The organism is Gordonia soli NBRC 108243 (assembly GCF_000334455.1).
Classification (GTDB): Bacteria; Actinomycetota; Actinomycetes; order Mycobacteriales; family Mycobacteriaceae; genus Gordonia; species Gordonia soli.
This window is the reverse complement of the sequence record NZ_BANX01000032.1, coordinates 73,147-85,158: the sequence shown is the minus strand read 5'-3', so window position 1 is coordinate 85,158 and position 12,012 is coordinate 73,147. Positions and strand designations below refer to the sequence as shown.

General features: G+C 67.5%; 12 protein-coding genes. 7 read left to right on the top strand and 5 right to left on the bottom strand.

Annotated features, from left to right (window positions below):
- Window positions 1-38: 38 nt before the first annotated feature.
- The gene (locus GS4_RS19790) at window positions 39-614 is read left to right on the top strand and encodes a helix-turn-helix domain-containing protein (RefSeq protein WP_007623916.1); all 576 of its coding nucleotides are present in this window, start codon (window positions 39-41) and stop codon (window positions 612-614) included.
- Window positions 615-647: 33 nt separating this feature from the next.
- On the opposite strand, the gene GS4_RS19785 is transcribed toward GS4_RS19790, so the two are convergent.
- The 4 genes from GS4_RS19785 to GS4_RS19770 all read right to left on the bottom strand — a co-directional run bounded on the left by GS4_RS19785 (window position 648) and on the right by GS4_RS19770 (window position 5,359).
- Complete coding sequence (locus GS4_RS19785; protein ID WP_245555783.1) at window positions 648-1,346, bottom strand: heparin-binding hemagglutinin; 699 nt, start codon at window positions 1,344-1,346, stop codon at window positions 648-650.
- Window positions 1,347-1,744: 398 nt separating this feature from the next.
- Window positions 1,745-2,629 (bottom strand): 3-hydroxybutyryl-CoA dehydrogenase, encoded by an 885-nt coding sequence (locus GS4_RS19780; RefSeq protein ID WP_007623909.1) that lies wholly within the window; start codon window positions 2,627-2,629, stop codon window positions 1,745-1,747.
- Window positions 2,630-2,829: 200 nt separating this feature from the next.
- Entirely contained in the window at window positions 2,830-4,125 is a 1,296-nt protein-coding gene (aceA, locus tag GS4_RS19775) for an isocitrate lyase (RefSeq protein ID WP_007623908.1), read from the bottom strand.
- A gap of 460 nt (window positions 4,126-4,585) precedes the next feature.
- Window positions 4,586-5,359 (bottom strand): hypothetical protein, encoded by a 774-nt coding sequence (locus tag GS4_RS19770; protein WP_245555782.1) that lies wholly within the window; start codon window positions 5,357-5,359, stop codon window positions 4,586-4,588.
- An 87-nt stretch (window positions 5,360-5,446) separates the two neighbouring features.
- Here GS4_RS19770 and ramB point away from each other — a divergent pair, with 87 nt between their 5' ends.
- Together ramB and GS4_RS19760 are read left to right on the top strand one after the other, a co-directional pair.
- The gene (gene ramB, locus GS4_RS19765; protein WP_007623904.1) at window positions 5,447-6,859 is read left to right on the top strand and encodes an acetate metabolism transcriptional regulator RamB; all 1,413 of its coding nucleotides are present in this window, start codon (window positions 5,447-5,449) and stop codon (window positions 6,857-6,859) included.
- Window positions 6,860-7,616: 757 nt separating this feature from the next.
- Window positions 7,617-8,969 (top strand): lipase family protein, encoded by a 1,353-nt coding sequence (locus GS4_RS19760; RefSeq protein ID WP_083862797.1) that lies wholly within the window; start codon window positions 7,617-7,619, stop codon window positions 8,967-8,969.
- 13 nt (window positions 8,970-8,982) lie between these two features.
- On the opposite strand, the gene GS4_RS19755 is transcribed toward GS4_RS19760, so the two are convergent.
- The gene (locus tag GS4_RS19755) at window positions 8,983-9,447 is read right to left on the bottom strand and encodes a MaoC family dehydratase (RefSeq protein ID WP_040511135.1); all 465 of its coding nucleotides are present in this window, start codon (window positions 9,445-9,447) and stop codon (window positions 8,983-8,985) included.
- Window positions 9,448-9,497: 50 nt separating this feature from the next.
- Here GS4_RS19755 and GS4_RS19750 point away from each other — a divergent pair, with 50 nt between their 5' ends.
- The 4 genes from GS4_RS19750 (at window position 9,498) to GS4_RS19735 (ending at window position 12,009) form a co-directional block, all read left to right on the top strand.
- On the top strand, window positions 9,498-10,034 hold the full coding sequence (locus GS4_RS19750; RefSeq protein ID WP_007623900.1) for a carboxymuconolactone decarboxylase family protein: 537 nt from the start codon (window positions 9,498-9,500) through the stop codon (window positions 10,032-10,034).
- A gap of 3 nt (window positions 10,035-10,037) precedes the next feature.
- The gene (locus GS4_RS19745; protein WP_007623899.1) at window positions 10,038-10,691 is read left to right on the top strand and encodes a class I SAM-dependent methyltransferase; all 654 of its coding nucleotides are present in this window, start codon (window positions 10,038-10,040) and stop codon (window positions 10,689-10,691) included.
- A gap of 108 nt (window positions 10,692-10,799) precedes the next feature.
- The gene (locus GS4_RS19740; protein WP_007623898.1) at window positions 10,800-11,633 is read left to right on the top strand and encodes a class I SAM-dependent methyltransferase; all 834 of its coding nucleotides are present in this window, start codon (window positions 10,800-10,802) and stop codon (window positions 11,631-11,633) included.
- The gene (locus GS4_RS19735) at window positions 11,626-12,009 is read left to right on the top strand and encodes a cupin domain-containing protein (RefSeq protein ID WP_007623897.1); all 384 of its coding nucleotides are present in this window, start codon (window positions 11,626-11,628) and stop codon (window positions 12,007-12,009) included. The genes GS4_RS19740 and GS4_RS19735 overlap by 8 nt, the downstream gene beginning before the upstream one ends.
- Window positions 12,010-12,012: the final 3 nt, after the last annotated feature.

The window sequence follows — 12,012 nt, the reverse complement described above, 5'->3', positions numbered from 1 at the left end:
GCACCCGACGGGCCGGCCACGGCCGACAGGAGCGCATCGTGACAATCGACCGACGCCGCCGCATCGTCGGCGCACGCATCGGCCGCATCCGTGCCGAACGCGGGTGGAGCCTGTCCGAACTGGCGCGCCAGGCGGGCATCGGAAAGGGATCACTGTCCGAGATCGAGGCCGGACAACGCAATCCGACGCTCGACACCCTGTACGCGGTGGCCGGCCCACTCGGTGTGCCACTGACCGCACTGCTCGGCGAGGAGTCCGGCCTCGAGGGCAGCGGCGACCATCTGCGCGCACACCTGCTGCACGTCGAACACCACACCGACGGCTCGACCACGGAGGTGTTCTGGCTGATCGTCCTCCCCGGCGGCATCCGGACGTCACCTGCCCACGGGCAGGACGTCATCGAGCACATCCTGGTGGTCGACGGCGAACTCACCGCCGGTCGCGTCGGCGAGGAGCAGCACGCGGGCCCCGGCGAGTCGATCCGATGGGAGAGCGACGTCTCGCATACCTACGACTCCGGCTCCGCACCGGCATCGGCCGTGCTCACGATCCGCACCCCCGGAACGAGTGCGGCGTCGGAACCGACCGTCCCGGAACGCACTTCACCCCCGTGATGGTCGATCACGGGGGTGAAGGGACTGGAGGTGTCAGGCCTTCTTGGCCGGCGCCTTCTTGGCGGGAGCCTTCTTGGCCGGCGCCTTCTTCGCGGCGGCAACCTTCTTGGCAGGCGACGACTTCGCCGTGCGGGCCTTGCCCTCGACGGTGCCGATCGTGCCGGAGATGTCACCGGCGGTCTCGTCGGCCTGCTCCTTGACGGCCTCGCCCGCCTCTTCGATACGGCTGCCGGTCAGGCTGGCCAGCTTGGCGGCGCGCTCACCGAAGGCGCGGGTCTGCGAGGAGACGACGCCGAGGGTGTCCTCGGTGAGGTCGACCGCGTCGTTGTAAGCCTTCTCGGCGCGGGTCAGGTTCTCCTGGACCAGCGGCTGCTGACGCAGGCGCTCCACCGCCTCCTCACCACGGGTGGTGAGCGAGGTGTAGAACTCGGTGGCCTGCTCGACGTAACCGTCGGCGAGCTTGCGCAGCTCTTCGCTGTTCAGACGACCGCGGAACTCCTCGAGGTTCGCCGGAACCTCTTCGGGCAGCGCGTTCAGGCGCTGGCGGGTCTCGTCGATGCGAGCCTGCGCGTTGCCGGTCGCGGCCTCGGTGCGCTCACGCAGCTGCGCGATGATCTCGTTGAACTGCTGGAGCAGCAGGTCACCGGCGCCGACGGCGGCGTAGACGGAAGTGGGCACGGTACGTTCGGTCACTGCGGAACTCCTTGTGTCGGTTACCGATCGTCGCGGCATGGTGATGGATCGTCGTCGTCGACCCGGACGATCGGGGATGGGGCACCAGGTTCCGACGGAGGCGATCCGTCGACGCGGTGCCGGGTCTGTGTCGAGCCACCACCCAGTATCCACGTCGCGCTAGCAAATGCAAGCATTCTGCTAGCAGAGGTGGGATAGTTCACGCCGGATTAACGCGGAGGGCATGAATGCGCTGGTCTGACGCGACTTTGTCCTGTCAAACGGAGCCGGTTTCGGCTCACCCAGGGTCCAACCCGGCTCCCCCACTGCTAGCACCCTCGCCATGCCGCTTCCATCAGAAGACCGCGCCGCATCGGAAGAGCGCCACTGCTCCGAGCACAGCGACGAGTGGGCCCACGCCCATCCCGGTGCGCGGGCCCCTCAGCAGATCGATCGACTCACTTGGACGAGCCGTTGTCCCCGTACCGGTAGAAACCGTGTCCGGCCTTCTTTCCGACGCGGCCGGCCTCGACCATCCGCAGCAACAGCGACGGCGGGGCGTAGAGCGGCTCCTTGAACTCTTCGAACAGCTTGTCCGCGATGGCCTTCACGGTGTCGAGGCCGATCAGGTCGCTGAGCTTGAGCGGACCCATCGGGTGTGCACATCCCAGGACCATCGCCTTGTCGACGTCCTCGGCGGTCGCGAATCCGCCCTCCACCATCCGGATCGCCGACAGCAGATACGGGACGAGGAGCGCGTTGACGACGAAACCGGAGCGATCGGCGGAGCGCACCACCTGCTTGCCCAGCACATCGTGCGCGAAAGCCTCGGCGCGGGCGATGACCTCGTCGGAGGTCTCCAGCGAGGTGACCAGCTCGACCAGCGCGAGCACCGGCACCGGGTTGAAGAAGTGCATCCCGATGACACGGCGCGGATCGGCTGTCGCCATGCCCAGCTTCATGATCGGGATCGAGGAGGTGTTGGAGGCCAGGACCGCGTCTGGGTCGGTGACCACCTTGTCCAGGCTGGCGAAGATGGCGGTCTTGATCGCCTCGTCCTCGATGATCGCCTCGATCACCAGCTGACGGTCGGCGAAGTCGTCGAGGTCGGAGGTGAAGCGCAGGTGCCAAGCGGCCTGTTCGCGTTCACGTTCGGTCAGCTTGCCGCTGGACACACCCCGGTCCAGCGACTTGAGCACGCGGTCACGTCCGGCGGTTGCCAGCTCACGGGTCGACTCGTACACCAGGACGTCGGCGCCTGCCCGGGCACACACCTCGGCGATGCCCGCGCCCATCTGGCCTGCGCCGATCACGCCGACGCGGGAGATCTTCTCGGATGACATCTTGTCGGGCTCCTCGAATCGTCAAAAAGTCTGTGGGGAAAGGTCTTCGCGAGGACGCGGATCGGGTCCGCGGGTCACCCGGAGCGGTGCCGGCCGAGTGTGGCCGGCAGAGAAAGACGACAGACCCGGGTGGGCGGAGGATTCCCCGCCCACCCGGGTCCGGTGTCAGACAACGGCTTCGCAGCCGTCGAGGCGAGTTCCTAGTGGAACTGGCCCTCTTCGGTGGAGCCGGTCAGCGCGGTGGTCGAGCTGGTCGGGTCCACGGTGGTGGCGATGCTGTCGAAGTAGCCGGCGCCGACCTCACGCTGGTGCTTGACGGCGGTGAAGCCACGCTCCTCGGCGGCCTTGAACTCGCGGTTCTGCAGGTCGACGAACGCGGTCATCTGCTCGCGGGCGTAACCGTAGGCGAGATCGAACATGCCGTAGTTGAGCGAGTGGAAGCCGGCCAGCGTGATGAACTGGAACGTGAAGCCCATGGCGCCCAGCTCGTTCTGGAACTTCGCGATGGTCGCGTCGTCGAGGTGCTTGCTCCAGTTGAAGGACGGGCTGCAGTTGTAGGCCAGCAGCTGGTCCGGGAACTCGGCCTTGACGGACTCGGCGAACTTGCGGGCGAGCTCGAGATCGGGGGTACCGGTCTCCATCCAGATCAGATCGGCGTACGGGGCGTAGGCCTTCGCACGGGCGATCGACGGCTCGATGCCGTTCTTGACGTTGTAGTAGCCCTCGGCGGTGCGCTCACCGGTGACGAACGGCTTGTCGCGATCGTCGACATCGGAGGTGATGAGGGTCGCGGCCTCGGCATCGGTACGAGCGATGACGACGGTCGGGACGCCGGCGACGTCGGCTGCCAGGCGAGCCGAGTTCAGGGTGCGGACGTGCTGCTGGGTCGGGATGAGCACCTTGCCACCGAGGTGGCCGCACTTCTTCTCCGACGCGAGCTGATCCTCCCAGTGGGTACCGGCGGCACCCGCGGCGATCATCGCCTTCTGGAGCTCGTAGACGTTGAGGGCGCCACCGAAGCCGGCCTCACCGTCGGCGACGATCGGCACGAGCCAGTTGTCGACCGAGGTGTCGCCCTCGACGCGCGAGATCTCGTCGGCGCGCAGCAGGGCGTTGTTGATGCGACGCACCACGTTCGGCACCGAGTTGGCCGGGTACAGCGACTGGTCCGGGTAGGTGTGGCCGGACAGGTTGGCGTCACCGGCGACCTGCCACCCCGAGAGGTAGACGGCCTTCAGGCCCGCGCGGACCTGCTGCACGGCCTGGTTACCGGTGAGGGCACCGAGCGCGTTGATGTAGCTGCCGTCACCCTGGGTCACTCCGTCCCAGAGGATCTCCGCGCCGCGACGGGCGAGGGTGTTCTCCTCGACGACCGAGCCCTGCAGCTCGGCGACCTGCTCGGCGGTGTAGTCACGCTTCACGTTCTTCCAGCGCGGGTTGGTGTCCCAATCCTGCTGGATCTCCGCAGCGGTGCGGGGCTTTCCGACGTTGCTCATTGCCTACTTCGCTTTCGTTGTCCTGCGCGACCCCGGGTGGACGGGATCCCGTTGTGCTGACACGGTGCCGGAACGGAGTCGACCCAGCGGGCTGAGGTCGTACTCGTCGGTAGCCGGATCGGGAGTGAGATCCCGCTCGACTTTGCGAATCATCCAGTGATCGTTCGCGGCGCCTGCACCAAGGTTGCCACAACGAAAAGCCGCAGGTCCAACACTTGACAGGTGCAAATATTGGCCAGTTTTGGGCACCGCTTTGCAAAGTTTGCAAAGCTGGGTGTGTGAAAGTCGTTCGATCCCGCGCCAAAAAGTACGCGCGTACTGGGATTTTTCGATGTGTCGGCGCGGAGGCGCCGAGGCGGGCCGCGACGGCCTGGTCACGATCGGCGCGCGAAATCACACGGATGTCTGTGACCACGTTCACAGCAACCGGACACTTGAAGGCGCCGCCCGGCGCCCCGGGTCAGCGCTCGGCGGTCGCGAGCGCGTCGTCCAACGCGGTCGAGAACTGGGCGTCGGTCATCGGGGCTGCCGGTTCCGTGGGCCGGGTGGCGGCTGGGGTCGGAGTCCCCGACACCGTCAGCTGCACGGTGACCGTCGGCGCCGCCGGGCGTGACAGCACCGCGTACCCGGCGAAGGAGATCTGTCGGATCACACCGCCGTCTGGTAGCGTGGTGGTCACATCGGCGCGGGTGCTCACCGAGTCGTCGATCCGCGCGCCGTTGCGTGCCGCGGCGGGTTCGGGCAATCGTGTGTACCGGGTGTCGATGCGGGCGCCGCGGAGGTTCCCGGTCCGCGGCACCACGGTCGTCTGCGCGCAGCGTTCGGTCGTCGCCAATGCATCCGCACCGACGTCTCGGACGACCGTGGTCACCAGCTCGACGAGGGTGGCGTCGGCGGAGCCGGCAGCGACCACGGCGGCGTTCTTCGCATCGAGGCGGGCGTTGAGCGACTCGTCAGCTGTCGGTCGGCAGAAAGCGGGCGTCACATCCGCGTCGGCGGTCGCCTGGATCGGGCCTCGATTCGCCTCCACCAGATCGGCCACCGACAACTGCTGCGCGGTGAATCCGGGCGGCAGGTCGGTGGGCGCCAGGACCAGGTCGGCCGGCGCATCAGGCGGCCCGGGGTCGGGGGTGCCGCAGGCGAGGACCACCGACGCGAGCACGCCGATCACGGCGGCCGCACGAACAGTCGGCGCACCTCTGGTCGGTGCACCTCTGTCGACCCGTCTCACCACCGCGTCACCGTACCCTGATGATCAGCCAGCTCGATCCGCATCGTCGGCATGTCAGCCCCGATCACCGCGATGCCCCAGGAGATCACCATGACCAAGACATACGTGGGCTCCCGCCTCCGACAGTTGCGTTCCGAACGCGGGCTGTCCCAGGTCGCGCTCGCCCAGACGCTCTCGATCTCACCGTCGTATCTCAACCAGATCGAGCACGACTCGCGCCCGCTGACGGTCTCGGTCCTGGCCAAGATCACCGAGGTGTTCGGGGTCGACGCAGGTTTTTTCGACTCCCAGGACAATGTGCGGCTGGTGGCCGAACTCCGCGAGGTGCTGCTCGACGACGATGTCGAGGCCGGACCCACCGACGCGCAGGAGATCAGCACCATGGTCGCGTCGCATCCGGTGATGGCGCAGGCCATGGTGAACCTGCATCGCCGCTACCGCAACGCGACCGACCAGCTCGCCGCAGCCACCGACGAACGCGGCGACCGCAGCATGCGGGGATCCATCACGGCGCCCCACGAAGAGGTCCGTGACTACTTCTACATGCGGCGCAACTACATCCACGAACTCGACGTCGCCGCCGAGGAGATGACCTCTCGAATGCGCATGCACTCGGCCGACGTGCGTCGCGAACTGACCAACCGACTCGAGACCAAGCACGGTGTGAACATCGTGCGCCGCGTCGACCTCGGCGACTACGTGCTGCACCGATTCGACCCGGAGGCACGGCGTCTGGAGATCTCGGCGGCCCTGTCGGCCGGGCAACGCACCTTCAAGCTGGCCTCGGAGCTGGCCTTCCTCGAGTTCGGCGACCTGATGAACCGGCTCGTCGACGAGGGCAACTTCACCAGCGACGAGGCGCGATCGCTCGCCCTGTTGGGCCTCGCGAACTACTTCGCGGCCGCAGCCGTGCTCCCCTACAGCCAGTTCCACGGCGCCGCCGAGGATTTCCGCTACGACATCGAACGTCTGTCGGCGTTCTACGCGGTGTCCTACGAGACCATCTGCCACCGGTTGTCGACGCTGCAACGCCCCAATCTCCGCGGCATCCCGTGGTCGTTCGTCCGCGTCGACCGTGCCGGAAACATGTCGAAGCGACAGTCGGCCACCGGATTCCACTTCTCGTCGAGCGGCGGCACCTGCCCGCTGTGGAATGTGTACGAGACCTTTGCCTCCCCGGGCAAGATCCTCACCCAGATCGCCGAGATGCCCGACGGTCGGAACTACTTCTGGGTCGCCCGCACGGTGGAGCGCCGCGCCACCCGGTTCGGCCAGCCCGGCAAGACCTTCGCCATCGGCCTGGGATGCGAACTCCGGCACGCGGCCCGGGTCATCTACTCCGACGGCCTGGAGATCGGCCCGCAGGCGACGGTCACCCCGATCGGAGCCGGTTGTCGGGTGTGCGAGCGGCAGAACTGCCCGCAACGCGCCTTCCCCGCACTCGGCGGCTCGCTCAACATCGACGAGCACCGATCGACGGTGTCGCCGTACATGACCAACTGATTCTGTCCGGTGGGGCGGGTTGGGGTGTGAGTTTCCGGCTGCGGTTCTCGGATTCTTGACATCTCAGCGGGATGCGGTCGGGAATACGCGCGGTTCGGACCGCTCACGTGACACGAATGCGAAACGGCGCGAGGCCGCGATCTGCCCCCCCCCCCGGATTTCTGACACCTCAGCGAGACGCCGTCGGGAATACACACAGTCCGGCCCCCTCACGTGTCAGAAATCCGAAACCGGCGGCCGCGGGCACGCCCTCGCGCCGTCGTCAGACCTCCGATCGACCCGACCACCCGACCCATCCCGATCGGACTACTGACACCTCAGCGAGACGCCGTCAGGAATACACACAGCCCGGCCTCCTCACGTGTCAATAATCCGAAACCGGCCGACCCGCCGACCGAAATCCGAAACCCTCCACCCCCGACCACCCGACCGGATTTCTGACACCCCAGCGGCACTCACTCGGGAATACACACACCGCGACCCGCTCGGGTGTCACGAATCCGACGCCAGGCCTGCCCCGGACCGAACCACACCGCTCGGGGCCGACCTCGCAGCGGCCCCACCGAATATCGAGGTGCCACCGAATATCGAGGCGCCACCGATCCGGTAACGGATCGACTGTCAGCGGGCGTGTTCCATGTCACATCCGACCTCCGAGACCTACTGTCGGTAGTGCCAGTAAAACGGGGGGATCGGAACCCGATGGGAGTGCTCGGTGAAGCGAACCCCGTGGTGTAGAACGATTCTCGGCCCTGCAATGGTGATCTCCGTCGGTCTGGTCGGACTGCTGGTGAGCAGCGTGGCGCCGGCGGTTGCCGAACCCTTCAACCGTCTTCCGGCTCCCCCCGGGGTGCCGTCGGCGATCAACCGGGCCGTCCCCACCGCCCCGGTACCGACGCTCGGCGTCATCCCACTCCGGGCACGCGCTCCCGGGTATCCGCATCGCATCCAAGAGCTCCGCGAGGCGATGTTGCCCTCTCCCAGTGGCGATCCCATGTTCGACCGCTGGCCGACCGACCTCGCGCGGCGCACCAACGGCTCGATCATCGCGAGCCGCGACATCACCTCGACCACGGGCTTCGCGGTGACCGCACCCATCGCATCGGCCCGGCTCGTCAAGTTCCGCACCACCGACAGCATCGGCGCGCCGTCGTTCGGGACAGCCACTGTCATCGTGCCGAGAACTCCTGCGCGCGTGCGCGGTCCGCGACCGATCCTGGTCCACAATGTCCCCATCGACTCCCTGGGCACCGACTGCACGCCCGGCTACTCGATGGCCCATGGCGTCTCGCCGATCACCAACGTCACCGACCTCTTCCCGCCGACGACCCAACTCGCCCTGGCGCAGGGATACTCGGTCATCATCCCCGACCATCAGGGACCCAGGATGGCCTATGCCGAACCGTGGGTGGCCGGCCATGTGGTACTCGACTCCATCCGTGCGGCGGGACAACTGGATCCGGGCCGCTTCGCCCGACCGCGGATCGCGATGACCGGATACTCGGGCGGCGCGATCGCAACCGCCGCCGCGGCAAAGCTCGTGCCCACCTACGCACCGGAGTTGGAGCCACGCATGGTCGGTGCGGCCATCGGCGGGCTACCCGCCGACTTCGAGATGCTCACCGCGAGCATGAACGCCAACCTCGCGACCGGTTTCTTCCACGCTGCGTTGTTCGGCATCGCGCGGGAGCGCACCCAGATCCTGCCGATGGCAAACCATCTCGCGCAGTGGCTGGCGACCTCGCCGGTCAAGAACCTGTGCACCGTCCCGGCAGCCGTCGGCGGCACCACCTTTGTGCCGACACAGGCACTCTCGTCCGACCCCGATCCGTTCCACTCACCGGTGGCCGAGGAGATCTACCAGATCACCCGGATGTCGGGCATGCGCGCCGGGATGCCGCTGTACGTCTATCACGGCACCTACGAATGGTGGATTCCTGCGGCGGGCGCGCGGGCCTTCTTCGCCGAGCAGTGCAAGCTCGGGGTGCGCGGCGTCTACCGCGAGGTGCCCGGCGAGCACCTCGTCACGGCCGTCGCCGGATTCGGCGGCGCACTCACCTGGCTCGACGCCCGCCTACGTGGTGTGCCGGCACCCAACGGATGTCGGTGATGCCGAAGGCTTCTCAGAGGACGTAGACGACCACGTTCTCCGCGACGCAGGCCGGCTTGGCCTGCCCCTCGATCTCGACGGTGAAACGGACGACGACGCTGAGTCCGGTCGAGGTGTCGTCCGCCGACACCAGGTGTGCCGTCGCCCGGATGCGCGACCCGACCAGCACGGCCTGCGGGAACCGCACCTTGTTGAGGCCGTAGTTGATGCCGAGCTTGACGCCGTCCAGACCGTAGATGCCCCCACCCAGGAACGGCAGGAGGGACAACGTCAGGTACCCGTGTGCGATCGGGCCGCCGAACGGACCATCGGCGGCACGTTCGGGATCCACGTGGATCCACTGATGATCTCCGGTCGCCTCGGCGAACTGGTTCACCCGCTCCTGGGTGATCTCCAGCCAGTCGCCGGACCCCAGGTCCTCGCCGACCGCTGCCTTCAGTTCATCGACTCCTGCGAACGTGCGCTTCTCTGTGCCCATGGTCACAGAGCCTACTGTCGTGGCCCCGGATCACGGTCTACGGTGGCGGCATGACGACACCTCGCGTCGCCCCCGGCGGCCTCCGCGAACTCGGACCGTTCAACTACGCCTACGCCCGTCTCGCCGCCCGCACCATCGGTGTGAGCGACGCCCACATCTTCTCGACGCTGGGCCGGGCCAAAGGCCTGTTCCGCGGCTGGCTGCATTTCAGCGCCCGCCTGATGCCCTTCGGCACGTTGCCGCGCAAGGACAGTGAGATGATCATCATCCGCGTCGCCCACCTGCGCGGATGCGAGTACGAGTTGGACCACCACAAGCGGCTGGGGGCCCGCGCTGGCATCAAGGGCGAACTCCTCGCCCAGACCCTGGAGGGACCTGACGCCGGTTGGGGCGATCGAGAGCGCTCGTTGCTGCGGGCTGTCGACGAGTTGGTCACCGACAAGGACATCACCGAGCCCACCTGGTCGGCCCTGACCCGCCACCTCACCGAACGGGAACTCATCGGATTCGTCCTTCTCGTCGGGCAGTACGACTCACTCGCGACCACCATCGGCACACTGCGCATCCAGCGGGACGAGCGAGTCTGAGCAATGGCGCGGGAATCCCTCGGTCTCGCGATCATGCAGAACCCGCTGTTCTCGGCGGTGTACGAACGCGCCTGGCGTCCCGTGTTCACGCGGCTGTTCAGCCTGGGCGGCAGTTCCACAGCCGACGTCGACAAGGCGCTGACCGCCTACCTCGCCCGGCCTGGCGACCGTCTGGTTCTCGATGTCGCCTGCGGCCCGGGCAATTACACGCGGCGGATCGCTTCCGGGTTGACCGGCGACGGTCGATGCATCGGCATCGATTTCGCGGAGTCGATGCTGGCGCGAGCCGCGCGTACACCGACCGACCGCACGTCCTATCTCCGCGCCGACGCGCACGAGATCCCGTTCGCCGACGACACCTTCGACTCGGTGGTGTGCCTTGCGGCGTTGTACCTGATCCCGGACCCGCTACCGGTACTGGACGAACTGGTGCGGGTCACCAACCCTGGCGGTGAGGTCGTCGTGTTCACCTCGGTGGCCACCGACCTCACGTCCCTTCCGGGGGTCCGCGAGGCGACCTGCCTGTCCGGCTACCGGATCTTCGGACGACACGAGATCGTCGAGCGACTGTCGGCCGCGGGGCTCGAGGACGTCGAGCAGACCATCACCGGGATGGGCCAGTACGTCCTCGGCATCAAGCCGGCCGCGGACGCATAGGCCCCGGGACCGCCACCGCGCCGATCGGCGCGGACCACGAGATCATCGTGTCAGATATTTAGAGTAGTGTTCTCCTTCAAATAGGGAACGCTGACTCGGAGGCCGCTCATGACCGACACGACCTCGCCCGCCGCGGGCGACCTACCCTTTGCGAATCGCCGACCCGAGGACATGCCGGGGCACTGGCTGCTGGCACACCTGGGCAAACGGGTACTGCGGCCGGGCGGCAAGGAACTGACCGAGCGGCTCCTCGCCGACGCCCACATCTCGGGCGCCGACGTGCTGGAGATCGCACCCGGCCTGGGCAAGACCGCGACCGCGATCCTCGAACTCGGCCCGTCGTCGTACGTCGGAGTCGAATCCGACCCCGCGGCGGTCTCCCTGACCGAGGGCGTCGTCGGCGATCGTGGACGGGTGATCACCGGCGATGCCTCGGCCACCGGTCTCGCCGACGATGCAACCGATGTCGCGATCGGCGAGGCGATGCTGACGATGCAGGGCGACCGCGCCAAGAAGGAGATCGTGGCCGAAGCCTTCCGCGTACTCCGGCCCGGCGGGCGGTACGCGATCCACGAACTCGCCCTGCATCCCGACACGCTGAGCGACGAGCAGAAGGCGGAGATCCGCAAGTCCCTCGCCCGCTCGATCAAGGTCAACGCGCGGCCGCTCACCGAAACAGAGTGGCGCGAACTGCTCGAAGAAGGCGGCTTCCGCGTCGAGACCGTGGGATTCGCGAAGATGGCGTTGCTGGAACCGCGACGGGTGATCGCCGACGAGGGAATCCTCGGCACCCTGCGCATCGTCGTCAACGTCCTGCGGAATCCCGCCGCGCGACGCCGCATCCTCGACATGCGGTCGACGTTCACGAAGTACCGCGACGAACTCGCGGCGATCGAGGTGATCGCCGTCAAACCTGACACTGCAACGGGCCCCGATGCCTGAGCACGCCGCGGCCACCGTCCGCACCGAGACCGCCGGCGGGCCGCCATCAGGTTGGACCCGCCTCGACGGCCTCGACGCGGTGGTCGGCGACGCCGGATCCACACGACCCGATGTCGGCGTGCGCGGTCGCACCCCCGGCGCCACCGTCATCAGACTGTCGTTCCGCGCCGGGCAGGTCATGGCCGACCATCACGCCAACCGACCTATCCTGGTGATCGGACAGCGCGGCGAGATCGAGTTCACGGTCGGCGATGCGGTCACCCTCCTGCTACCCGGGACCGCGATCGGCGTCGACCCGCAGGTCGGACATTCGCTGCGGGCCCGAACCGACGCCGTCGCCACCCTTGTCGTCCTGGGAGACGCACCCGCGTCCTGACCG

What these genes read in the sequence shown, in the direction of transcription:
- GS4_RS19780 (WP_007623909.1), bottom strand. Translation starts at nt 2,629, where the DNA reads ATGTCATCCGAGAAGATCTCCCGCGTCGGCGTGATCGGCGCAGGCCAG.
- ramB (WP_007623904.1), top strand. Translation starts at nt 5,447, where the DNA reads ATGACCAAGACATACGTGGGCTCCCGCCTCCGACAGTTGCGTTCCGAA.
- aceA (WP_007623908.1), bottom strand. Translation starts at nt 4,125, where the DNA reads ATGAGCAACGTCGGAAAGCCCCGCACCGCTGCGGAGATCCAGCAGGAT.
- GS4_RS19755 (WP_040511135.1), bottom strand. Translation starts at nt 9,447, where the DNA reads ATGGGCACAGAGAAGCGCACGTTCGCAGGAGTCGATGAACTGAAGGCA.
- GS4_RS19760 (WP_083862797.1), top strand. Translation starts at nt 7,617, where the DNA reads ATGGTGATCTCCGTCGGTCTGGTCGGACTGCTGGTGAGCAGCGTGGCG.
- GS4_RS19785 (WP_245555783.1), bottom strand. Translation starts at nt 1,346, where the DNA reads ATGCCGCGACGATCGGTAACCGACACAAGGAGTTCCGCAGTGACCGAA.
- GS4_RS19740 (WP_007623898.1), top strand. Translation starts at nt 10,800, where the DNA reads ATGACCGACACGACCTCGCCCGCCGCGGGCGACCTACCCTTTGCGAAT.
- GS4_RS19735 (WP_007623897.1), top strand. Translation starts at nt 11,626, where the DNA reads ATGCCTGAGCACGCCGCGGCCACCGTCCGCACCGAGACCGCCGGCGGG.
- GS4_RS19745 (WP_007623899.1), top strand. Translation starts at nt 10,038, where the DNA reads ATGGCGCGGGAATCCCTCGGTCTCGCGATCATGCAGAACCCGCTGTTC.
- GS4_RS19750 (WP_007623900.1), top strand. Translation starts at nt 9,498, where the DNA reads ATGACGACACCTCGCGTCGCCCCCGGCGGCCTCCGCGAACTCGGACCG.